Annotated in this window: 17 protein-coding genes; 9 read left to right on the top strand and 8 right to left on the bottom strand. The window is 68.1% G+C overall.

The features are described 5' to 3' along the window. Positions 1–318: 318 nt before the first annotated feature. Positions 319–1,179, bottom strand: coding sequence for a hypothetical protein (locus AB0B02_RS01625; RefSeq protein WP_357293498.1), 861 nt, complete (start codon positions 1,177–1,179; stop codon positions 319–321). A gap of 2,024 nt (positions 1,180–3,203) precedes the next feature. On the opposite strand from AB0B02_RS01625, the gene AB0B02_RS01620 reads away from it, so the two are divergent. Both AB0B02_RS01620 and AB0B02_RS01615 read left to right on the top strand, forming a co-directional pair. Continuing rightward, on the top strand, positions 3,204–3,524 hold the full coding sequence (locus AB0B02_RS01620) for a helix-turn-helix domain-containing protein (protein WP_357293494.1): 321 nt from the start codon (positions 3,204–3,206) through the stop codon (positions 3,522–3,524). Between the two features lie 197 nt (positions 3,525–3,721). Then, positions 3,722–5,182 (top strand): tyrosine-type recombinase/integrase, encoded by a 1,461-nt coding sequence (locus AB0B02_RS01615; protein ID WP_357293485.1) that lies wholly within the window; start codon positions 3,722–3,724, stop codon positions 5,180–5,182. 414 nt (positions 5,183–5,596) lie between these two features. Here the strand turns inward: AB0B02_RS01615 and AB0B02_RS01610 are convergent, their stop codons facing one another. The 6 genes from AB0B02_RS01610 to AB0B02_RS01585 form a co-directional block, all read right to left on the bottom strand. Then, positions 5,597–6,328, bottom strand: a complete 732-nt coding sequence (locus AB0B02_RS01610) for a hypothetical protein (RefSeq protein ID WP_357293477.1) — start codon at positions 6,326–6,328, stop codon at positions 5,597–5,599. Between the two features lie 209 nt (positions 6,329–6,537). Continuing rightward, positions 6,538–7,668, bottom strand: coding sequence for a tetratricopeptide repeat protein (locus AB0B02_RS01605; protein ID WP_357293472.1), 1,131 nt, complete (start codon positions 7,666–7,668; stop codon positions 6,538–6,540). Between the two features lie 264 nt (positions 7,669–7,932). Then, positions 7,933–8,601, bottom strand: coding sequence for a GNAT family N-acetyltransferase (locus tag AB0B02_RS01600; RefSeq protein WP_357293463.1), 669 nt, complete (start codon positions 8,599–8,601; stop codon positions 7,933–7,935). Positions 8,602–8,647: 46 nt separating this feature from the next. Beyond that, positions 8,648–9,334, bottom strand: a complete 687-nt coding sequence (locus AB0B02_RS01595; protein WP_357293454.1) for a GPP34 family phosphoprotein — start codon at positions 9,332–9,334, stop codon at positions 8,648–8,650. 15 nt (positions 9,335–9,349) lie between these two features. Further along, the gene (locus AB0B02_RS01590) at positions 9,350–10,363 is read right to left on the bottom strand and encodes an acetamidase/formamidase family protein (protein ID WP_357293441.1); all 1,014 of its coding nucleotides are present in this window, start codon (positions 10,361–10,363) and stop codon (positions 9,350–9,352) included. Further along, entirely contained in the window at positions 10,360–11,766 is a 1,407-nt protein-coding gene (locus AB0B02_RS01585) for an APC family permease (RefSeq protein ID WP_357293434.1), read from the bottom strand. Before AB0B02_RS01585 ends, AB0B02_RS01590 begins: the two co-directional genes overlap by 4 nt. A gap of 670 nt (positions 11,767–12,436) precedes the next feature. On the opposite strand from AB0B02_RS01585, the gene AB0B02_RS01580 reads away from it, so the two are divergent. From AB0B02_RS01580 to AB0B02_RS01550, 7 genes are all read left to right on the top strand, one after another. Then, positions 12,437–13,801 carry a helix-turn-helix transcriptional regulator gene (locus AB0B02_RS01580; protein ID WP_357293420.1) on the top strand — a complete coding sequence of 455 codons (1,365 nt, stop codon included), beginning with the start codon at positions 12,437–12,439 and terminating at the stop codon, positions 13,799–13,801. Continuing rightward, positions 13,798–14,715, top strand: coding sequence for an aminoglycoside phosphotransferase family protein (locus tag AB0B02_RS01575; RefSeq protein ID WP_357293414.1), 918 nt, complete (start codon positions 13,798–13,800; stop codon positions 14,713–14,715). Before AB0B02_RS01580 ends, AB0B02_RS01575 begins: the two co-directional genes overlap by 4 nt. Before the next feature lie 372 nt (positions 14,716–15,087). Further along, the gene (locus tag AB0B02_RS01570; protein WP_357293406.1) at positions 15,088–16,194 is read left to right on the top strand and encodes a Gfo/Idh/MocA family oxidoreductase; all 1,107 of its coding nucleotides are present in this window, start codon (positions 15,088–15,090) and stop codon (positions 16,192–16,194) included. Next, positions 16,191–17,417, top strand: a complete 1,227-nt coding sequence (locus AB0B02_RS01565) for an NUDIX hydrolase (RefSeq protein ID WP_357293395.1) — start codon at positions 16,191–16,193, stop codon at positions 17,415–17,417. Before AB0B02_RS01570 ends, AB0B02_RS01565 begins: the two co-directional genes overlap by 4 nt. A gap of 33 nt (positions 17,418–17,450) precedes the next feature. Further along, the gene (locus tag AB0B02_RS01560; RefSeq protein WP_357293380.1) at positions 17,451–19,913 is read left to right on the top strand and encodes a valine--tRNA ligase; all 2,463 of its coding nucleotides are present in this window, start codon (positions 17,451–17,453) and stop codon (positions 19,911–19,913) included. 104 nt (positions 19,914–20,017) lie between these two features. Beyond that, on the top strand, positions 20,018–21,151 hold the full coding sequence (gene serC, locus AB0B02_RS01555) for a 3-phosphoserine/phosphohydroxythreonine transaminase (RefSeq protein WP_357293371.1): 1,134 nt from the start codon (positions 20,018–20,020) through the stop codon (positions 21,149–21,151). Beyond that, complete coding sequence (locus AB0B02_RS01550) at positions 21,148–22,491, top strand: hypothetical protein (RefSeq protein WP_357293357.1); 1,344 nt, start codon at positions 21,148–21,150, stop codon at positions 22,489–22,491. Before serC ends, AB0B02_RS01550 begins: the two co-directional genes overlap by 4 nt. Here the strand turns inward: AB0B02_RS01550 and AB0B02_RS01545 are convergent. Then, on the bottom strand, positions 22,484–23,671 hold the full coding sequence (locus AB0B02_RS01545; RefSeq protein WP_357293352.1) for an MFS transporter: 1,188 nt from the start codon (positions 23,669–23,671) through the stop codon (positions 22,484–22,486). The genes AB0B02_RS01550 and AB0B02_RS01545 overlap by 8 nt on opposite strands. Positions 23,672–23,691: the final 20 nt, after the last annotated feature.

Below are 23,691 nucleotides of genomic sequence, written 5' to 3'. Positions count from 1 at the left end.
GTCCGCACAGCGACTGGGCTGCGGCGGGTAGACAGCGGGCCCCGGCTTCGCTGGCTTTGTCCCCGAGCGCCGCCCGGCCGGCCGGCGGGATCGGATCGACGGCTGAGGTTTGCACCGCCTGCATCCGAGCGCCCCGCGGCTCCGGTGCCGTCATTAAGAAACCGCCGTTTGTGTGCTCTCGCGAACGCCTGCCCCACTCACAACCGCTCACCGCCACTCACGCCGGACGTTTCGTCGTGCCGTTGAGGTAACCCGGGCCAGCAGCTGTGACTGAGGAGGGCGACAGCGCCGCGAGGCGGGACTCCCGCGGTCACGGACCTACGCCGCTGCCGTCGACGTGGTGGTGGGCATGCGACGGCGGCTGGCGGCGCGCAGGCTCGCCCGGCGTTTGGCTCGTGCAGCCAACGCCTGGGCGGCCTGCGGGGACGCCGCGCCGGTCAGCATGCCGTTGGCGAGGGCTTCGGCGAGGCGGGTGTCGATGCGGCACAGCCGCATGCGCAGAGCGTCGGTGCTGATGCCCATCCGGGCCGCTATGGGTTCCATGGCCCGCTGGCCCAGCCGCACGTCGATGTAGGGCTGTTCGTCTTCGGCGTCGAGGATCCCCAGGCGCGCCGCGCGGCGCACCAGCACGTCCGGATGCCCGTAGGGCACCCGCGGGGTCCGCGGGCCCGTGACGCGCTCCACATCCTCAACGGTGACGTACTCGCTGGCCTGCTGGCGCAACGCGTGTCCGGCGCGCCATCCGGCCCGGCACAACGATGCGTACGGCGCCCGGCGGCTCACGTCCACGTGGTTCCGTAGCGCCGCCAGGAAACCGGCGAGGATCTCCGCGCCGATGTCGTCGGGATCGCCGCGGTAGCCGTCGGACAGCCGTCTGGCGTAGCGCCGCAACGCCGGCATCGCCATGCCGACTGCGGCGATGACCCACTGCGGCCCGTCCAGGCGGGCGCGACGGATCAGCTCCCGCCACACCGCGTCGCGGGCGGTGTAGGCGCGCGGGTTCGCCAGTAGCCAGTCCCGTAGCGCCGGTAGCTCCAGGACGCCCGTCGGTAGGCCCACAGCCGGCCTGAACATGTCAAGGTCGATGGACACGGGCGCTGGGTCGCCGCTCAGCGCCGCGAACGCGACCTCGACGGCGTCCAGGGGCGCGGTGGGCCAGATTGTGTCGGACACACTCATGATCAACACTCCTTGGTCGGGAAGACCATCGAGCGCCACCGCCGTGTCGCGGCGACGCTGGGAGTACCGATTGCGCCACGACCGGCTCACAACCGCTCACAGCGCAGGTCAATGCCGGTATGCCGTAGCTGGACGCCTCGTCGCCGCGGCCGGCGTTGTCGGGCTCGAATCGGCGCGTCGACCGGTCTTCCGGCGACGGCGAATGTGCGCTGAGCAGGACTGTGAGTGGCGGGCAGGCTAGGTCGCACCCCTTTCGCGGTAGTCGACGGCCTGCGCTTCGGCGGCTCCTGCCGGCAGGTCGCCGGGGCGCTCACACGAACTCACGGCCGCTCACACGAACTCACGGCCGCTCCCGACGGCATTGTCGGATGCCAGCCAACGTGATCTCGGCCCCGGGCGAAAGTGATCGCGCGCCGGTGACGGACGCGATTCGTTGACCCTGCGCGCGCTCGAGTCGTCGCGTCGATGCTGCCTTGGAGCGTCTCGGGTCAGGCCACTGGCACGGCTATGGCTGGATCGTGCCCGGTGCGAACGACTTGGCGTGGTCAACACTCCGCCATCGAATCAGCACGGGACGGGCCGGGAGCCGGAACATGCAGGCCCTGACGCGGACTGCCCCACCGCCCGGCCCACTAGCAGATCCCGAGCAGCCGTCCCGCGCGATCTGGCCGGCAACGCTCGGCGGCCCCAGGCCGGTGTGCCGATGATGACCGGGCTGTCGCCCGGGAGTGGCCTCCGAGCGGCGTTGCAGGATCCGACGCCATGTCCGGTGGCACCACGACGTGATGTCCATGTCAACAACATGAGTCGATGCGTCGGACACGGTTTCACTGCCGGCGGTCACGGTGGTCGGGTCATCGGCCGAGCGTCGGCGGGTGTGTCTTCGTAGCCAGTGGCGCCGCGTCGCGATGACAGTGGCAGCGATGTGTGTCGCTGTCATCGGCCATAGTGATACCTCCGGCGGTCACGACGACGGTGCTGCCGCATGTCCGGGCCGGGTCGTCGTGCAGGACATGCGCCGGCCGCGCCGCGTCATGGTGACATCGATTGGTCTCTTTGACATTCTGTCCGTTCGGGGCGCTGGCCAGCGTTTTGACGCGGGCTGAGGGCGCTCGGCGTGGCTCGACCGGGCGAGGGTGGCAGCGCCGACGGCGGTGACGGCGGCGGGCTCCGTTCGGATTGGTCATGGCGGTCAAGCCGTCGGTCGCCCTGCGGCAAGCCTCAGGGAGGCGGTCAGGGTGAGCGCCATGACACCGACGCGTCCCTGCGCCGCGGATACCTCGACATCACCTGTGTCATCGACGATGACTGATGACACGATGGCGGCCGGGTGACCGCGCTTGTTGTTCGCGGCGTTCGGTCCTGGTTGGAGGCGTGCGGCGCAGCGGATCAGGCGGTGGGACGCGGGCGGCAGGTCGGCCACGCCGCGCTGACTGGCCGCGTGTCGGCGTGAAGCCCCAGCTTTCTCGACCCCTGCGCGTCGTGGCTCGGCCGTAGATGCCCGTCGGTGCCACCGCCGCGGCTGGCCCTGTGAGGCAGCTCGATCCACGAGATCAGAGACCAGGTGCCCCGATGCGGTGGTCCGGTGGATGCGCGAGCGACGCCCGCCAAGGTAAAGCCCTTGGACGGAGAGCCTTCCGGTCATCTCACGCCCCGCCCGTGCACATGCAGCAGGCGAGCCTTGAGCAGGAGAACCTGGGGGAGCGGTCGGACGGCCCCGTGAGTCCGTGTGAGCGGGCGGTGAGTTGGGCAGGCGTTCGCCTGAGCACACAAAGACGGGTTTACCGGTGTCAGCGCACTACCGAGGCGGCCCGGGGTCGACATCGACATGTGTGAGCACCCAAGTAGGCATCGCTTCGGTCGTACCGTCCGGCGTGGCTGGATGTCGTCCGGGTCGCGCATCTCTTGGACCTGCTCCCGCGATCCGGTGGGAAGGCCGAGTCCGCCTCCAGACAAGCGGCCGACCGGTCGTGTGCGCCGCGACTGAATTCGGCATTCCCGTACTCAGCGTTGAGGAGTTGACCATGAGAACGTCCAGACGCACTCGAATGGTGCCACCGCCGTCCCGGAAAGGAACGGCAGCCGGTGATGCGGAGCTCGCGTGGACGGCCGAGCGGATCCGCGCTCTCGGCGTCAGCACCGACCTGGCCACCGCCGCGTCGGTGCTCGGAATGTCCCGCTCCGCCGCCTACAAGCTGATTCGCCGTGACGCGTTCCCGGTGCCGCACTTCCGCGTCGGCGCCCACTACCGGATACCGACGGCGCCGCTGCTTGCTGCCCTGCACCTGCACGAACCGGGGACCACGCCGGAGCGCGCCGCCGGTGCCACGAGTGCCCCACCGTAGGCGCCTTTCGCGCGCTGGCGGGCGCCATTCCGCCCCAGTCCTCACGCCGCGCCAACGCCCGCGGTTCTCTTTCAGCCCCGACCTTGCGCCGAGACCGTCGTACGACGGTCCCGGCGACTTGATCGTGTCCGCGAATCACGCGTGGATGTCGATCGACGAAACCGATGCGCCCACCTGATCGAGGAGCACCACCTGCCATGCCTGACGGAAGCATCTTCAAACGCTGCGGCTGCCGCCACCCGGAAACCGGTAAGCCCTTCGGAAACGACTGTCCCAAGCTGCGCCGCCCCAACCGGGCCTGGAGTTCCGAGCACGGGCACTGGACCTATCAACTCGAACTCCCACCCACCGCCGACGGCGGGCGTCGGCAACTACGCCGCTCCGGTCTACCCACCCGCCGGGCCGCAGCCGACGAACTCGACCACGCCCGCGAACTGCTCGCCCTCGCCAAGGGTGACCGGCGCCGCCGCACCGAGATCGGCGACCTGCTCCAGAACGCCGCACGCGCCAAACGGCCCCTGCCCGAGGTCGACCGGATCCGCCAGCGGCTGCGCGGCGACGGCCCTCTCGCTGACGCGCCCACCGTCGCCGACTACCTCACCGGCTGGCTGACCCACCTCGGTGTGGACGGCAACACCCTGCACGGCTACGAGTCCATCGTGAGGGTGCACCTGATCCCGCACCTCGGCGAGGTCCCGCTGGACAAGCTGCGCACCAGCCACGTCCGTGCCATGTTCGCCGCGATCGAACGCCGCAACGACGACATCCGCGCCGCGAAGACCAGCCCCGACCCGGCGGTGCGTAGGTCCGCGGCCGGGGTGCGGCCCACCGGCCCCACGACCCGGCAGCGCATCCGCGCCTGCCTGCGCAAGGCCATCAACGACGCCCTCGCCGACGAACTCATCGTCGGCTCCAACCCGGCCGCGTTGGTCAAAACCCCGGGTGACCGGCCGCTGCCGATCGTGTGGGAGGACGAACGCGTGCAGCGCTGGAAGGACACCGGCGCGGTGCCCGGACCGGTGATGGTGTGGACTGACGAGCAAGTCGCTGACTTCCTCGACCACGCCGCCCGGCACGCCCCCGATCTGCACCCCATGTGGCACTACATGGCCTACCGGGGGCCCCGCCGCGGTGAGGCCTGCGGACTGCGCGACAGCGAGGTCCGCCTGCACCGCCGGGAGACCACCATCAACAACCAGATCGCCACCCACGGCTACACCCCTGTGCAGAAACCCCCGAAGAGCCGAGCCGGCAACCGCGACGTCGCCCTCGACGCCGACACCGTCAAGGTCCTCACCGCCTACAAGGCCCGCCGGGCCCAGTGGCAACTCGCCGCCGGCCCGGCGTGGCCCGACACCGGACTGTTCTTTGTCCGCTCCGACGGGCAGCCGTGGCACCCCAACGCCGTCACCCAACGCTTCCGCCGGCTCGTGCGCAAGGCCGGCCTACCGCCGATCCGGCTGCACGACCTCCGTCACAGCGCCGCCACCATCGCCCTCGACGCCGGCGTCGACATCAAGGTCCTCTCCGATCAACTCGGCCACTCCACCACAACGCTGACCCGCGACACCTACCAGAGCGTCACCAGACAACTGCACCAGGACGCCGCCGACGCCGTCGCAAAGAAGATCAATCAGAGGCGCCGCACCGCAGGGTGAGACCCGCCCTCACCGGACCGGCAGCGGACGACCGTGTGCGGCCCGATCGGTCCCGATCACCCGTGCGAAGCGCTCGCGACGTGGGCGGTGATGACCAGCGGCGGAGCTGACGAGGCAGTTTCGATGAGGGCCCGGACAACGACTACGCGGTCCGGCCGGGGTACTCGCAACGGGTGCCGAGGTGCTGGTCGAGCGCGAGCTGCGACTGGGTGCGCGCGTCCTGGAGATCGGCCCGGGATCGGGCATCGGCCTCTCGTGGCCGCCGGCGCGTCGGTGCTGGCGGTGGAACTCGACGGCCGGCTGGCGGCCGGCTGCGAGCGAACCTGACCGGCCACGACGTGGCCGTTGTCGAGGTGACGTCACCACGAGCAGAGTCGACGCGCCGGTGCGCGGGCTTTTGGCGAACGGGGCAGCTCAGGTCCGCCCGCCAAGCGTTCCGGTTTCGGTGCTGGTGTGGCCGCGCTCGAGGAACAGCACGTAGGAGAACAGGCCGGGCTTCGCACCGTGCGCGTTTTCTTGGGCGGAGAGGATCTCGCCTGTGCTGGGGTGGACGATGAGCTGCGTTTGGGAGTTGTCGGCTTTCACGGTGAAGCCGAGGCCAGTTCGTCCGGCGAGGTCGGTCTGCTCGCCCTGGTAGGCGATTGCCGGCACGTCTGCGAGGACGCCGAGTGCGGCGGCACGCTGTTCCTGGTTGAGGTATTGGCTGGTGGCGATGTCGATGACGCCCTGAACGAGCATGCGCGGGTATGCGGGCTCTCCGGCCAGTTCGCGTGGGGCCAGCGCACCCGCAAGCTCGGCGATGTCGGTGGTCAGCGGTTCGGGAAGGTAGGGCGCGAGATCGCCGCTGGCGTATCGCGTCGTCTTGGTCGAGGCAGTCGCGAACTGGCGGCGCTCGTCAGGTGTCGGGCGGTGGGGGAGGCCACGCACGTCGGGGAGCCGGCGCGTCACCTCGCGCCCGGAGTCGTCAGCGTCGCGGCGCCAGCGTTGCAGGTCCGAGCGGGTGATCACATTGGTGGCACGGGTCCAGGATTGGATATGCACGTAGGTGTAGGGCAGATCGACCGTGCGGTCGGCAGGGGCGGCCGTGATGGCGTCGGCGAGCAGGCGCAAGCGCTGCTGTGGGGTGAGGCCGGGTGCGGTCGCCACGAGTGCCGGGGATGAAGGCGCCGGAGGCGCCGCGAGGGCTGGTGCGGTTGGCGTCGGGCCGGAGGGTTCGGGTTGGCAGCCCGCGAGGAGGAGACCGGCGACCAGGCCGGCCGACCAGCGGCGCGTGTCGGGGATAGTGCGAAGCAAGGTGTCTCGTGTCCTTCGGAGTTTGATGCGGGTGTGCCTGGGCCGGTTTTCCTGGTGGGTGGTCAGGTGCGGGCGGTCTGACTGGTGCCGGGCGGGGCGGACGTCGCGCTGCGCGTGGGATTCCCCGGCGGGTCGCTAGCTGTGGTCTGCATGTGGTGCAGGGCGGCTGTCATGCGGGCGATGGCTGGGTGGTGGGGGTGGGCGCGGCGGTGATCGGAGATGGTCCGGGCGAGGAGTTGCCGTGCCGGTTCCTGGCGGCCGTGTTCGTGCAGGACGACGGCGAGGGTGGCTTGGGCGGCGAGGGTCGGTAGTGCGTAGGGTCCGTCGGCTTGGGTGTGGTGGCGGATGAGGTCGCTGTAGCAGTCGGCGGCGGCGGTGAGGTTCCCGGCGGCGCGGTGGGTGGCGGCCAGGACGCGTAGGGCGGCGCGGACGTCCGGGTTGGTGGGGTCGCGGAGCAGGTGGCGCAGGCTGCGGTGTCCCCACTGGGCCCAGGGCAGCGCGGCGGCTGGGTCGCCGCCGGTGAAGGTGAGGGCGGCGAGGAGCGTGGCGGCGCGGGCGGTCGCGGTGTCGAGGGCGAGCCTGCCGTTGGTGGGGTCGATGTGCAGGAGCCCGCTGTGCAGGACGTTGATGGCACGCTCGGGCGTGTTGTCGGCGGCGTGGCGTTGGGCCAGGTGCAGACGCTGGGCCATGCCCATCATCGGGCCGGTGACCTGCCGGGAGACGGCTCTCCAGGTGATGTGCAGGTCTGTGCTGGTCGCGCCGACGGTGACGCGTTGGATCGGGCCGAGCGCGTAGGAGGCGGCCTGGCTCGTCTTGCCGGCCGGAACGAGGTGTGGGGTGTGGTGCAGGACCACCGCGGCGACGGCGTCGCGGATCTCCTCGGCCGACACCGGTGTGCGCCCGCACGACGGCGCGCACAGATAGACCCTGTCACAGCCGGGCAGATGGATGAGGATCATGGATCGCCTGCAGGTGTGGCAGGCCAGGAGGTCGGGTGGCACCGGTGCGGCCTGCACGGCGCGGGCGCGCGAGACCCATTCCTCGACGGTCGCCGGTGACAGGCCGTGGCTGCGGGCGACGTCCCGGGCCGCGTGGTGCAGGCCGTGCACGGCGGCGTGCTCGAGGGTCGCGGCGACGACCTCGGCGACAAAGGCGGGTGTCCACGCGGCGAGGACCGGGGTCCGCGTCGGCATCGGCGTTCCTTCCTGCTGTTGATGTCCGGGTCGTGGGGTGCGGGTAGCACAGCTGGGCTGGTGCAGGCGGTCGCCGCCGAGGGCTGCGCATTCGGGTAGAGGGTGTGGCCGGCGACGACAGCGGGGGACCGTCGTCGCCGGCCACGTCGGTTGCCGCTGCCGTCTCTCTACGGGCGGGCGACCGGCTCTGTGCGTCCCGGCGCGGGTCCAGCGCCGCTGGCGGGAGGGCCGGTGGAAGCTGTGACCTAGGCGCCCACGCCTTGTCTAGCGTTGTGCGTCGGACTCTGGGCGCGTCGGCGCTGTGACGGTCGCCGGTCTGGCGATGTTCACGGGCCAGGACCCGCGAGCCGGGTGAGGGTTGCGGCGCATCGGGGCGATGACTGGCCCGTCGGGCAGGGTGAGCGTGGGTCTCGGAAGGTAGCCGTGCCGCCGGTAGGCGTCCTGGCTGCCATGAAGGGTTTCGGTCCACGAGGGCATGTCGATGCGATCGAGGCGGCTCTCATGGTGGGTGAGCATCGCCGTGCCGATACCGCGCCGCCCGGCGGTGGGAAGGACGGCGAGAACTGCCAGGTGGTAGTGGGGTTCGGTGGGCCGGGCCGGGGTGAGTATCTGGTCGAGGAGTTCGAACTGCCGCGTGTGCGGGCCGACGGCGGCCTCCAGTCGGCTGCGGTAGTTCGGCGGTGGCGGGATGCTGCGGTAGCGGTGAAACCCCATCGCGGCGGCGCTCAGGTCGTCGGTGATCTGGATGTCGCCGAAGAACATGGCGTGTTCCACCCAGATGACCGCCACGTCGGTGAGGATCCGCCGCCGGCAGGTCGAATCGGGCACCAGCCACTGGGCGAGCGGCCCGCCATGCAGGGCGTCGGCGATCAGCGCGGCGACCAGGTCCTTGTCCGCCCACCGGGCGGCACGGATACGCGGAACGACGTGCATGAGGTGTCTCTCCAAGGGCAGCGGAAACGGATGGGGTGGTGAGGGCTCACCGGTAGGCGGCGGTGGCGAGGTCACCGACGGCGGCGTCGACCGCGGCGATGATGTCGCGTACCTGCTGGTGGTGCTGCGCGGCGATGGTGCGTAGCTGCACGGTGAGGGCCGCGGTGTCGTCGGCGAGGTACAGGTGGTTGGTCAGGCCGAGGGTCGCGATCAGGCCGCCGAGGGCGGCGGTGTGGTTGTCGGGCTGGCTACGGCCGGTGGCGATGTAGTGCAGCCGGGCGCGGGCGACGACCGGCCACTTCAGGTCCGTGGGCAGGTAGCGGTTGGTGCGGGCGAGCCCGCCGAGGCGTCGGCGCACGTCGTGGCGCAGGATCCCGCCGGCCTGCAGGCCGGCGCGGGTGCGCTCGTACAGGTCGTCGGCGAACCCGCGTAGCCACCCCCGCAGCGGTGGGGTCGGACGGGCGTAGCGGATGGAGGCCAAGGCGGTGTCGGCGATCAGGTCCCCGACCGGCCGGTCCAGGTGCAGCCGCAGCCGCTGCTCCCCGCCCGGCCCGGTGTCGTCGTCGGTGGTGTCGAGGGCGATCCGCCCGGCGAGGAACAGGTCGATCAGCACCGCACCAGCCAGGCCGAGGGCGAGGGTCTGGCGGTGGATGTGCGGTTGGCCGGTGTCGTCGTCGTGGCCCAGCAGGAACAACTCGTCCCGCAACGACAACTGCGGGATGGACGAGGTCATCTGGATCCCGTCCCCTTACCGTGGCTCGCCGACGTGCTGCCGCAGGCGGGCGTGCACCCCGTCGTAGGCGGCCCGCGGCTGCGGAAGCAGCAGCTTGTCGACGGCGGCGAGGACCGTGTAGTTCGGGTCGCAGACGTTGCCGATCGGCGCCCGTCCGGCCTGCGACACCAACTGGTAGGCGTCGAGCTGCTCCAGGCCGGTGAGCTCACCCACCCAGCCGACCAGGTCGCGGTGCGCGACCCGGTACGCGTCTTCTAGGGGGCGGGCGCAGCCAACCGACATGATCGACGTGTCGGTCTCCAGGCGGGGCCACACCGTCGGGACGCCTTTGACGACCTCGATGATCAGGGTGGTGGTCGTGGCGATCTCCACCCCGACGCCGCATGCCTCACCCTCGCCCTGGCGGGCGTGGCCGTCGCCGAGGGCGAGCATCGCCCCGTGCACATTCACCCCCAGGTACAGGGTGGTACCGGCGCGCAGCTCCGGGGTGTCGAGGTTCCCGCCATGGCTGTCGGGCACGATGGTCGAACGCGCCTCGAAACCGCCCGGCGCCACGCCGATGGTGCCGATCATCGGGTCCAGCGGCAGGTCGATGGTGTGGTCGCTGTCGGTGGCGTGGAAGCGGACCGTGCCCGCCTGCTGGTCGATGTCGTACACCCACACCCGCTCCTGCAGCGGCGGCTGCAGGGTCGCCGTGTGCGAAGTGGAGGTCAGTGCCCCGAAGTGCGGGAACGTCGAGGAGACTCCCCAGTCCCGGGCCGGAACGATCGAGGCGAGGTGCACGGCGAGGGTGTCGCCTGGCTCGGCGTCCTCGACGAAGAACGGCCCGGACACCGGGTTCAGGTAGGGCATGCGGCACACCTGCGACGGCAGGTCCGCCGGGCCACGGACGAGCCCACCGAAGCAGTCCTCGGTGTGCACCCGCAGGGTGTCACCGGAGCGGATGTGGGCAACCGGCATCCGACCACCGAAGGTGTAGGCCAGCTCGTCGCGGGCGGGCCGGTAGCTGATCGCGTCCATGGTCGTCACACCCGCTCGACGTGGCGGGCCTGCGGCTGCGCGGGCGCCAGACCCGACAGGGCGGGCCGGCGACCGGTCAGGTACAGGCCGGCGAGCACGACCATGCCGAGAGCGAGCCACGCCAGACCGAGACGCTGCGCGGCGATGTTCGCATTGACCACCACGTACGCGAGGATCACGAAGCCGATCCCGGGCATCACCAGGTGCGCCCACCAGTTGCGGCTACGCCCGCGGAGGAGGTGGTGCACGACCACGGAAACGTGCAGGACCAGAAACGCGACCATCGCCCCGAAGTTGATCAGCGACGACAGCAGCGTGATCCCGTCCGCGCGGGTCGCCATGTACAGGCCCAGCCCGAGGGATACGGCGCCGGTGAGCAGGGTCGCGTTGATCGGCACGTTGCGGCGGATCGACACCTTCGCCAAGAAGGCGGGCAGCTGCCGGTCCCGGGCCATCGCGTACAGCAGGCGTGAGGTGGCGACCTGAGCGACCATCGAGTTCGGCAGGCCCCACGCGATCGCGGTCGCCACCGCGCACAACGTCGCCAGCCAACCTCCGCCAGCCACCTGCGCGGCGTCGTAGAAGGCGGTGCCGTTCGGATCCCCGTCACTGAGCAGCGAGGCCGGCTCGGCGACGAGCATCGCGGCCAGCCACGTCTGCGCGATGAACAGCACACCGGCCAGGACGAGGACGGCGGCCATCGCCCGGCCGATCTGCCGGGAGCCACCCTTGGTTTCTTCGGCCAGCATGGAGATGCCGTCGAAACCGAGGAAGGACAGCACCGCGATCGACACTGCCCCGGCTACCAGGGACCAGGTGAACGTGTCGGCGTTGTAGAACGCCTCCCAGCTGAACCGGCCCCTGCCCGAGGCGACGGCCCAGCCGGCGACGGCGAGGAAGATCGCCAGGACGATCAGCTCGCCGACGAGCATCACCCGGGTCACCATCGCGGTCATCCGGATCCCCACCGAGTTGACGATCGTGTTGACCGCGACGAATCCGAGCAGCCACAGCCACACCGGTACGGCCGGCATGGTGGAGTGCATCGCTACCGACGCCACCAGGTACAGCAGTCCCGGTACGAGGACGTAGTCGAGCAGGATCACCCAGCCAGCCAGGAACCCGACCGGCGCGCTGATGCCCCGGCCGGCGTAGTTGTAGACGCTGCCGGACATGGGGAACGCCTTGACCATCTGCGCGTACGAGAACGCGGTGAACACCAACGCGACCACACCGACCGTGTACGCCAGGGCCACCATCCTGCCGGAGCCGGCGTACACGCTGCCGAAGATCGCCATTGGCGCGATCGGCACCATGTAGACGAGGCCATAGGCGACCAGGTCTCGAAATCGAAGCCTCCGGGCCAGTTCCTGGCGATAGCCGTAGCGGGCTAGCTCATCTTGGTCATACATTGCGCAAGCCTTTCGGATTTGAAGTATTCAGAGATTTATGGATTCGGTGATTTGTCAGTTCGCAACCTTCGTCGCCCATCGGCGACCGCTGCAGAGCTTGATCGCAACCCTCGCCCATCCAGCTAATGCTGCTGCCGCCGCTGCGGTCTCGACGGCCGCTCTGGTCCACGCCCGTAGGTGCGCTGTGGCGCGAGCGCCAAACGCTTGGTATGCACTGTGGCGACGGGCTGGCCGTTGGCGACCGAAACCGAGCAGCGACCGCAGCGATGGGGAATTGACTCCCGGGCGAACCGACAATTCCTGCCGCCCTTCACCTGCTCCAATCGAAGCTATCCCCGCGTCGGCGGTGCCTCGATGAACATCGAGGTAAGAGCGCGAGGCCGGCGAGGCATCGCCACCCCTGGATAAAGAACGGCACCAGTAGTGCCCAGGTCGGCGGATGCTTCACTTGCCCTCCTCCCCGATCCGTAAGCAACCCGACTCAACCGCCGGTCGCGACCTCAGGATCCACCTAGATGACGCAGCGTGAAAGCATGAGCACCTATCTGCTTCGATAGGCGGGATGGGTGCCTAGTCGCGCTAGTCGTCGTCACACGTCGGGATTCCATCCGGAGCGGGCTGCGGCTAGCCTGCGAAGACGGGCCCGCCTTCCGAGCCAACGAGGACCGACATGAACGCTGACCAGGCATCTACGGATGCCATATCCCCTGCGGTGTGGGAACACCGCGAGATGCGCCTGGCCCTGGCAGCCCGCGATTTGAGGACGACCTACCAGCGGCTGCAGCGGGTCGGAGTTTCCCAGCGGAGAATCGCTCGCCTGACCGGGCAGACGGCGTCCGAGGTGTACGAGGTGCTCAAGGGCCGGCGGGTCATGGCACACGACGTCCTGGTCCGCATCGCCGACGGCCTCGGCATCCCCCGCGGCTACATGGGCGTGGCCTACGACGAGTCGACCGAGACCGCGCTCGATCTCGCCGCTGCCACATGCTCAACCTACGTCGACGAACGAGAGGAGGTGCGGCGCCTCCTCTCTCATGCCGCCAACGTCACGATGGGAACCGCTCCCGACGAGGTCGCCCGTTGGTGGCAGCCGGTCGATCGGCAGGTCGCCCCTGCCCCGGCTCGCGTTGGCACGTGGGACGTTGAGCAAATCGAGGCGCTCACAGCCACCATGCGCACCTTGGACTATCGCCATGGCGGTGGATCCTGTAGGGACGCCGTGGCAGCCCAGGTCCGATGGGCTCAGCAGCTTCTTACGGCCACATGCAACGACCAAACCCTGACGCGACTGCACCTAGCTCTAGCGGATCTTCACAATCTCGCTGGGTGGACCTCGTTCGACGTCGGAATGTACTCTGCTGCACGAAAGCACTTCGCTCGCGCCCTCGAACAGGCAAAGCATGCCGACGACCTCTCATTGGCAGCCAACATCCTATACCGAATGGGACGTCTTCATCTGCATCGCGGCATGCATCGTGAAGCCTTACGCTTCTTCCAGCTTGGTCAGATCGCCGCGCAAGACTCGGGATCCGAACTGACAGTCGCCATGCTCTGCGTCAACGAGGCGTGGGCATACGCATTACTTGACGATTCGGAGCAGATGCACCGGTCGATCGGTCGCGCCCAGGACGAATTCTCTCGGGCAAATCGGGAGAATGTGCCAGCTTGGGTCCAGTTCTTTGGCCAGGCGGATCTCAATGCTTCCATAGGTGTGACCTTGTCCGCCCTCCTGTCGCCCAGCGAAGCGGATCTCAACGGCAGCGTCTTCTACCTACAACAGGCGGTCGAGATGCGAGGACCAGGAATGGCCCGGAGCAAGATCTTCGAGCTGACAGCTCTTGCCGTTGCGTATCTGCGGGTCGGGGAGCGCGACCGGGGCCTTGACGCGGGTCGTGAGGCGGTAGCCAGCGCGGCAACGGTGAGGTCGGTCCGGACAATAGACAGAATGGAGCCCCTCCGACGCCTCGCGCGAAGTCAGCATGGGGATTTACGTGATCTTGCGGATAAGGTCACCACCCTGCGGACCGCATCGTGACCAACTCATTCGGCTTTGGCGGTGCTTCCTCCGCCCTCGGCCGCGACATGGTCAGCATCGTCGTGCGAGCAGTTTGTGGCCAGGTTGGCCTTGAGCCCACCGGGGCGAGACTGATCAAGTTTACCAACAACGCGGTTCTGGATCTGCCCCACGAATCGGTTGTCGTCCGGATCGCTGGTTCGCGAACGGTTCGCGATCGGGTGTCGAAGGTCATAGCCGTTGCTTCGTGGTTGGCCGAGCATCGTATGCCCGCCGTGCAGCTGTTTCCGGGGTTCAGTCAGCCTGTCGAGGCATATGGGCATCTGGCAACCCTCTGGACTCGCGTTCCCGCGACGGGACGTGCACCGACCGGAGCAGATCTTGGGCGGATCCTGCGCCGGTACCACAGCCTTCCGTCACCGGAGACGCCGCTCCCACCGTGGCGACCGTTAGCTCCGATCCGACAGCGCATCGCTGAGACCGACGGCCTGCCACAGCACGACGTGGCGTTTCTCGAGACGAAGTGCGAGCAACTGGAGGAGGCGCTTGCCGGCCTTGTGTATGCACTTCCGCCCGGGCCAATCCACGGCGACAGCTTCCTTGGAAACCTCATCCCGGGGCCAGAGGGTGCAGTGATCTGCGACTTCGACTCTGCGGCCTACGGACCGCGCGAATGGGACTTGACGCCTGTAGCGGTCGGAGAGCTGCGCTTCCGCTACCCCGGCAACCCGCAAGAGAAGCTGGCGACGACATACGGCTTCGACATCACCGGCTGGCCAGGCTTTCCCGTCTTTCGCGAACTCCGTGAACTTCAGCTAGTGACCAGCGTCCTTCCAGTGTTGCATGGGAATCCATCTCTTGCCGACCAATGGCGGCATCGACTGAGGACCTTCCGCAACGGTGACCTCGACGCTGCTTGGACGCCGTACCGATGAGGAGGAGCTAACCCGGGGCCGCGTCCTTCCCCGGCGGACCCTCTGCTCGCGCGCTAACCACCTGGCGCCGCTGCCCCAGACAGCTACTTGCCGCACGTGCAGGCTGTCACCTTCCGTACGACCTCTCTTGGTCCCCACCCCAGCAGAGTCGAAGCTGCGGGCGTTGTCGCGAGCCGTCCAGCTTCGGGGGATCTCGCCTCAGGCGGCAAGGATGGCCGCCCGCCCACGGCGAGTCGGACGGCCGCGACATGCTCCCTTCTGGTCAGTCCACTCACCACACAGCAACTCCCTTGACATCAGATAGATCTCGATGGAACGCTATTCATGCACGCATGAATAGAGGATCTTGTTAGAGCGGTAGGAGGCAGTTCGATGCCACACCCCCAGGCTGCGGCCATGCCTGACGCTGCAGACCGAGATTGCCGAACCTCCGAGCCGATCAGACTCGGTCTGATCGGATGCGGGCAGTGGGGCGCCAACGTCGCGGCGGCTGCTGAACGAAGGGTCGGAGCCCGGCTAACTGCCGTAGCAGACGTAAGCTCCGAGACTGCGACGAGGCTGGCCACTCGTCTGGCGTCCGCGCCTGAGGTCCTGTCACCACCGGACTTGCTGAGTGAGACGCAGCTCGATGCGGTGCTGATCGTGACGGGCGCTGCGAGCCACTACGAACTCGCCATGGCGGCGATTCGCCAGGGCAAGCACGTGTTCGTCGAGAAGCCGCTGGCCATGACGACCACGGACTCGTTCACGCTGACCGAGGCTGCGGCGACAGCCGGCCTCATCCTCATGGTGGGCCACACCTTCCTCTATTCCGAGCACGTTATCGACGTCGAGCGTGCTCTCCGGGAGGGACAGGTCGGCGATCTGCGTTACGTCAGCCTGCAACGTCTGGCGTACGGAAGGTTCCGGGAGGACGCCAACGTCATCTGGAATCTCGGACCGCATGACGTCTCGATCCTGATTCGCTGGGCGGGACGTCCGCCGACAGCGGTGCGCTGCGTGGAGTACATGTTTACCCGGCCCACCATCTCCGACCTGGCCTTTCTCACGCTCGACTTCGGCGACTTCCTCGGCCATGTGCATCTCAGCTGCATCGACCCGGAAAAGGTCCGGCGAGCCACGGTCGCGGGCACGGCGGGTGGCATCGTCTACGACGACGTGGAAGGGGCCGTCCGGCTGCACGTCAACGGCAGCAGGGTGCAGCCGCGGACCCTGGCGGCCGGCGATCCTCGCCGTCCCCTCGACATCGAACTGAGCCACTTCGTCGATTGCATCCGCACTGGTGAGCGTCCGCAGACTGACGGCATCCACGGCGCGATGGTCGTGGCCGTCCTGGAAGCCGCTGCCGCTTCGGCTGCGCTCGGCGGCGATTGGATCGACCTCACCCTCGCCCTGGGACAGGTGTCGATCGGTATCGATCCCGATCGGCCTTCCGGCGGTCCCTCCCTCGCCGCTGCGCAAAGGACGGCTCTCGTATGACCGACTTGCTCATGTCGGACCGGCTGATCACCCGTCGTGTCGACGCCGATCTCGTGGAGGCCATTCGTGGAGCATTCGGCGACGTCCCGGCGGTGGTCGGCGCGATGCTGATGGGTTCGCGTTCTAGAGGCATCGCCCATGCCAGAAGCAACGTCGACATCCAAATAATCATCGGACGTCTCGACACCAGCGCCGCCGAGGGCATCGCGAATGCCCGCGACGAACTGGCCGCGCAGCTCGACATCCCGATCAGCGTCAACGTGCATACCCTGGCCGACGCGCAGCCATCGCTGGGACGGTACGAGCTGTTCCAGCACAAGAACCGCGCGGAGCTGTTCATCTACCAGGCAAAATACACCAGCGTGAAACTGTTCGGACGGAACATCTTTGCCGAGTTCACTGACCCCGCCCCGTCGCGCACCCGCCGTGAGGCGATCCGGACCATCGCGTCCTTCTCCTACTTCCTGCGCAAATTCCTTTTTGATGTCTCGATGGCGCCCCACGGCGAGGCCGAGTTCGTGCGGACGCCGCTGATCAGCCTGGAATACATCGCGGCGTTCTACGGCTACCTCAGCCTGGGTTACCGCGACGGCCTTGACCATCTGACCGCGACCGGGCGGCTTACCGGCGAGGAGATCGAGTTCCTGGAAGAGTGCGCGACCCGCAAGGCCACGTCGCGGTTCGAGGGGGTCAACGCGGCCTTCGCGTTGCGCGGCGCGACCTTCCTGGACGCAATCCATGGCCGCATGCTCGACGACTTCCGCCGCCGGGGCGTCAGCGACGTGCGGTGGGATGGGCAGGACTGCGCGGTCCGCTGGAACATCGAGCTGCCGCAGGCGGCAGCGATGAGCATCCTGTGGTTTGAGAACCAGGCACTGCTCGTGCAGCGCCGTCCCGACGACTACCTCTATCCCGGCCAATGGACGATCCCGGGCGGCTACCTCCAGGCCGGCGAGGATCCTCGCGACGGAGCGGCCCGCGAGGTGTGGGAGGAGACCGGTACCTACCTCGCCGTCAGCCGCCTGTTCGGCGGCCAGCCCGTCGTGAGTAGCCGGCTGGCCGCGTTCTCGTTCGAGGTGGAACTGCCGGACAGCATCGCACCCCACCTGACCGAGCACTCGAACTACCGGTTCGTCGACGTGGGCGAAGTGCTGTCGATGGATCTCACCCCCGAGGCCCGCCTGATCTTCGAGCGCCGGCTCAACAAGGCACACCGCTACTGAAAACGACCAACGCAGAAAGTAAGGATGCCGCACATGGACGCCACTGAGTACGACCACCTCGCCGTCGAGGCGACGGTCCGGGCACTCTGGGAGGAGCACGACATCTACCGGTTCGACCGCTCGGCGGCCGGCCCCGTGTTCAGCATCGACACACCTCCTCCGTACGTGTCGGCGTCCCACCTGCACGTGGGCCACGCAATGAGCTACTCGCAGCCCGACTTCGTGGTCCGGTACCGAAGGATGCAAGGCGACCGTGTCTTCTACCCGATGGGTTTCGACGACAACGGCCTTCCCACGGAGCGCTACGTCGAAAAGACCTACGGGGTCAAAGCCGTCGACATGCCGCGGTCGGAATTCGTGGCCCTGTGCCTGGCCGAAACCCGCAAGACGGCGGCCCGGTACGAGGATCTGTGGCGCCGGGTGGGCCTGTCGGTCGACTGGGATCTGCTCTACTCGACCATCGACAAGCGGTGCCAGCTCACCGCGCAGACCAGCTTCATCAAGCTCCACCAGGCGGGCCATCTGCGCCGGGTGGAAGATTCGATCATCTGGTGTACCGAGTGCGGGACCGCCTTGGCGCAAGCCGACGTCGAAGACCTCGAGCGCACCGGGAAAATGTACGACATTGCTTTCGCGACGGCGGACGGTCGGGCGCTGGTTATCGCGACGACCCGCCCCGAGCTGCTGCCCGCCTGCGTGGCGCTGTACTTCCACCCGCACGACGAGCGATACCAGGACCTGCTCGGCACCCAGGCGACCGTGCCGCTGTTCGGCTATCAGGTCCCGATCAAGGCCGATGAGTCCGTGGATCCCGCCTTCGGGACAGGGCTGATGATGGTCTGCACCTTCGGCGACGGCGAGGACGTCCTGAAGTGGCGACGCGACAGGCTCGACCTACGGCTCGTCGTCACCCCCGACGGTCGGCTGTCAGAGCTCGCCGGGCAGTTCGCGGGTCTGCAACTGACCCAGGCACGAGCGGGGATCGTGGCCCAACTCGCAGAGATCGGCGCGTTGGCTAAAAACCGCCCGCTCAAGCAGAACGTCGGGGTGCACGAGCGGTGCCTGACGCCGGTGGAGTACCAGATCCGGGCGCAGTGGTTCATCCGCGTGCGCGAGCACCAGAACACGTTCCTGGCCCGCGCCAAGGAGCTGACCTGGATACCTTCCCACATGCAGCGCCGCCTCGAAGACTGGATCGAGGGCCTGAAGTGGGACTGGAACATCAGCCGCCAGCGGCACTACGGTGTGCCGTTCCCCGTGTGGTTCTGCGACGACTGCGGCCACTCGGTCACCGCCGAACTGAGTGCGCTGCCCGTCGACCCCCTCGCCGACGCGCCGCCGACGGATGCCTGCCCGGCCTGCTCTGGTCGCCTCAGCCCAGACCCCGACGTCATGGACACGTGGATGACCTCCTCCCTGTCGCCGCAGATCAACGACGGTTGGGCGGTCAACGGGCTGAACAGTGACCCGCAGCTGGCTCCCATGAGTTTGCGTGTGCAGGCATTCGAGATCATCAGAACCTGGCTGTTCTACACGATCGTGCAGTCGCAGTACCACTTCGACCGGCTGCCCTGGCAGACCGTGATGATCTCCGGCTGGGGGCTGAACGAGCAGGGTAAGAAGATTGCCAAGCGGGACCTCGACCAGTCCACCACGCAGGACGGCTTCAACCGCTACGTCCCCGATCACGTCATCGAGCGGTACGGTGCCGACGCGCTGCGCATCTGGGCCACCAAGGCCCGGATCGGCACCGACCTGCGCTACAACGAGAAAGACATCAAGACCGGCCGCAAGTTCTCCGTGAAGATGTGGAACGTTGCCCGGCTGATGACCATGTACGGGTTCGACCCACAAACCGCACCCGATCCCGCCGCGCTGTGCACCGAGGTGGACCAGTGGATGCTGTCGCACCTGGCGTCCACCGTCGACGAGACCACCGCGGCGATGGACCAGTACGACTTCATGCAGGGTTACCAGGCCGTGACACGCTTCTTCTGGTCGGTCTTCTGCGACCGCTACATCGAGATGGTCAAAGAGCGGTTCCTCAACCCCGGCAACCACACCGACACCGAGCGGGCCAGCACCCGCGCGGCGCTCGGCCTCGGGTTCCGCGCACTCCTCGGCATGTTCGCGCCCTTCGCCCCGTTCATCACGGACTATCTCTACCAGCAGATGTTCCGGCCCCACGAGAACACCGTCAGCCTTCACCTCACGTCTTGGCCAGCACCGCAGCCACAGTGGCGGACCGACCGAAAGCTCATCGACGACGTGTCCACAGTTCTCGACCAGATCCGCGTCCTCCGCAGCCGCCTCAAGCTCGGCAGCAACACCCGTATCGCGAAGGTCGTGCTGCAGGGCGTCACCGACGACGGCCACCGAAACGCCCGAGCACTGGCCGAACCGCTTCGCGTGGCTGCCCGCGCCGACGAAGCGGTCTTCAGCGAAGCGGACACAGACAGCGGCGTTGACGGCATCAAGGTCGCCATCATCGCCTGACGTCCGCCCGGCTGGCCACACCATTGTCTGTATCACGGCGGCCAGCCGGGCTCAGCTCACCTCGACCCTTCGGACCCGTGCACGTCAGCTACGGAGGAGCCGCCATGCCCACACGAGTCCGCAGCTTCGCCCCGGGGCCGTCCATGCTCCCCGACGAGGTGCTGACCGAATACCAGGCAAGCATCGCGCACTACGCCGACACCGGACTCGGCATCCTCGAACTCGGCCACCGCAGCGGACAGTTCGAGCAGCTCTACAACACCACGGTCGAGCGTCTGCGCGCGCTCATCGGCATCCCGGCCGGGTACGAGCTGTTGCTTTTACACGGGGGCGCCCGGTTCCAGTTCATGATGCTGCCCGCCAACCACCTCGGCCCTGACGCCGTCGCGGACTATCTGGTCACGGGACACTTTGCGGCAGCGGCAGCCGCCGAGGCAGCGGTCTACGGCTACGTCAACATCGCCGCCTCCACGCACGCAGACTGCTACCTGCGCCTGCCCTCGCCAGACGAAACGTCGCTCACGCCGACCGCTCGGTACGTGCACTACACGTCGAACAACACCGAGATGGGCACGCAGTTCAAGCAGCCGCCCAGCGCACCGCCGGGCACGTGGCTCGCCTGTGACGCGTCCAGCGACCTGCTCACCCGCTCGTTCGACATCGCCCGGCACGGCTTGATCTACGCCACCTCGCACAAGAACCTCGGCACTGCTGGGGTCGCATTCGTCGTGGTCCGAGCCGACCTTCTCGAACCAGTGCGCCAGCTCCCGCCCTTCCTCAGCTACTTCACCCACGCACAGGCGGGCTCGCGGTTCAACACCCCGCCGGTCACCGCGATATTCGTCCTGAACCTCATGGCCAACTGGACCAGCCGGCAAGGTGGAGTCGCGGCCATGGAGACCCTCAGCACCGCCAAGTCCCAGCTGCTCTATCGCACGATCGACGACAGCGACTTCTACACGGGCCTTGTCGACCGCGACAACCGGTCAAGGGTCAATGTCACATTCGCGCTGCCGACCGCAGAACTGGAGGCTGAGTTTCAGACCGAGGCCGCACGGCAGGGGCTCGTCGGACTGTGGGGATACCGCAAGGTCGGACACCTACGCGCTTCGCTGTTCAACGCGATCTCCCTGGACACGGTCGGCCAGCTCGCCGAATTCATGGAGCAATTCGCCCGCGCCAAGCGGCGGCGGCTGCCCCGCCATCTGCGGGGCGGCGAAGCGCGGGTGCTGCGATGATCGCGTGGGGTGGCCGAGAGCCGAGCACTGTCCTGCTGGCGCCGCCGTCACCGCCCGGCGCGCCGCACCTTGGCGGCATCTATACGTGGGTGCTGCTCGACGCCGCCCGCCGAACTGCCCTGCACTTCGGCGGCGATTCCCACCTACCTCAGTCGTGGAACATGTCGAGCCGCCGCCTGGAACCGAAGTTCGGCCACGATCCGGAAGGGTTCGCCCGCTATTGCGGGCTGGCTGTCAGCAGCGCCGTCGCCACGTTGGAGGGCTTCGGCATTGCGGTGTCACGCCAGACTGCGCTGCGGGACGACGACGTGTCCGTGCGAGCGCATGTCCGGGCCGTCATCGCCGAGCTCGCCGACAGCGACGTCCTCCGCTACCTCCCCGCCGAGGAGAAGTGGTGCCTGGTCTGCCGGATCGCCCTTCCGCCGAACGCCGGTGCCGAGCACTGTTTCACTTGCGGTGATCCGCTGCGTCTGCGAACCACGTGGGACTGGTTCCTCCCCATCAACCTTGATGAGGTGTTCCGTCGCGCCGCCGCCGTCGAATGGGTGCCCGACTACGGCATCCGCCGTCTGCGAAGCCTCACAAACGTCCATCCGCTGATCCGCGTCGGTCACCCTCGGCGGAGCCTTGGCGTCGCCTCGCCGCTGCATGACGGTGAGGTCCTCGATCCGCGGCTGGTCGGTGCTCTCGGGCCGAGCCTGTTGCGCCGTCTCGGCTTGGACGGTCCGATCGTGGCCGCAGCCGGATTCGACATCCAGCGCAAGTGGCTGCTGACGCTCTTGGCCGCCAACCACCCCGATGCGCTGCCAGCAATGATCGTTCAGCACGGGACGCTGCTGGACACAGCAGGACGTAAGCTCTCCCGCTACAACGGTGCCTCACTCGCCGACGCGCCGGCCGGCGTCGAGCCGTGCCTCGTCCGCGCCGCGCTGCTGTCCTCACCACTCGGCAAGGATCTCCGCGTTGCCGCCCTGGCCACCGTGGGCGCGTCACGGCTGCGCGAGAAGGTGTTGAACAGCCTGCGGTACATCGGCCTACAGCAACCCCGTGCCGGCGGCATCGACTTGAACTCCGCGTGCGAGGAACTTCTCAGCGAGGTCGAGTCGCAGCTGAAAGCCTTCGACGTCCCGCGTGCGTATGTCAGCTTCCAGCGCGCGGTCCTCTTCATGTCCAGCACGGTCATCCCGATGATCCGACGGCAGGGGACGGCCTCGTATTCCGAGGTTTGCCGCCGCATCGGCTCGCTGCACGGCATCTTTTATGGCGATGACCCACGGCTGTCCGAGATAGCTGACGGTCTCAGGCTGCTCAACGCGGACTGCGGCACAACGCTCACGTGAGGGCGCTCGACCGCGCCTCATCGTGATCGCTCGCCTGACTCGGCCGCCGCTTGCTCGGCCAGGTAAACCACGCGGCAACGGCCAGCACCACAGCGGAGACGGCGAAGGGCGCTCCCAGCCCGTACAACTTCGCCACCGCGCCCCCGACCAGCGCCCCGAGGCCCGACCCGCCCAGACCCAAAATCCGGAAGGCCGCGACGACCCGGCCGATCAAGCCGTCCGGTGACAGCGCCTGCCGAGCCGAACCAACAGCGACCGACGCGAGGCTCGCCGCCGCGCCGTAGACCACGAACAGTGCGGCTGTCACCCAGACGTTGGCCACCAGCACCGCCACCAGCCACACCGCCGCCTGGACAGCCATCGCGACAGCCTGCACCTTGCGGTACGTCGTACCCGCGATCAGGCGACGTGCGTTGGTCGCGGAGACGATGCCACCCACCGCCATCGCAGCCAGCAGCGCCCCATATGCCGCATTCGGAATGTGGAGCGTCCGCTGGGCATAGAGCACGAACGTCCCCATCACCATGAAGTAGCCGAAGTTGAACACGCCCATCGCGACCGCGAGAACGCGAAGGTCCGGCGTTCTAATCAGGTGGTGCATGCCTTGACGGATCGATGCCCACAAGGGCTGACGGGTCGGCTGCTCCGACCGTAGATCGGGCAGCATCCGCACCAGCGCCGCCGAAGCCAGGAACGAGACTGCGTCGATGGCGAACGGCAGGGCCCGCCCCAGCGAGAAAGTCAACGAGCCGAGAGGCGGGCCCACCAGAGACCTCCCGGTGGTGTCCAGCGCCCAGTACCGACCGTTAACCTTGCTCAGATCGTCCCCGTCCCGGCCGACGATCATCGGGATCACGGCCTGCGACGCGGCATCGAAGAAGCACTGAGCGACACCCACGGCGAAGACGACCGCGATCAGCAGCGGCATGCTTCCCCAGCCAAGAGCCAGCGCCGCGACCAATAGCCCGATCAGCGCCGCGCGCACCAAGTCGGCGATCATAAGCACCCTGCGGCGTGGCCATCTGTCGGCGAGCGCTCCAGCGGGCAGGCCCAGTGCCAGCCACGGCAAGTAGAAAGCCGCGCTGACCGCGGAGATCGCCAACGGATCGGGTGTGAGCGTCGAAGCCAGCAGCGGCGCGGCGGCGATGAACACTCCGTCGCCAGCGACGGAGACAGCCACCGCAGCCAGCAAAGGACGGA

Origin of the sequence: Micromonospora sp. NPDC049240, from assembly GCF_040647835.1 — a bacterium.
GTDB lineage: Bacteria > Actinomycetota > Actinomycetes > Mycobacteriales > Micromonosporaceae > Micromonospora.
The sequence above is the reverse complement of the archived record's forward strand: the minus strand, read 5'-3'. Positions and strand labels throughout refer to the sequence as shown.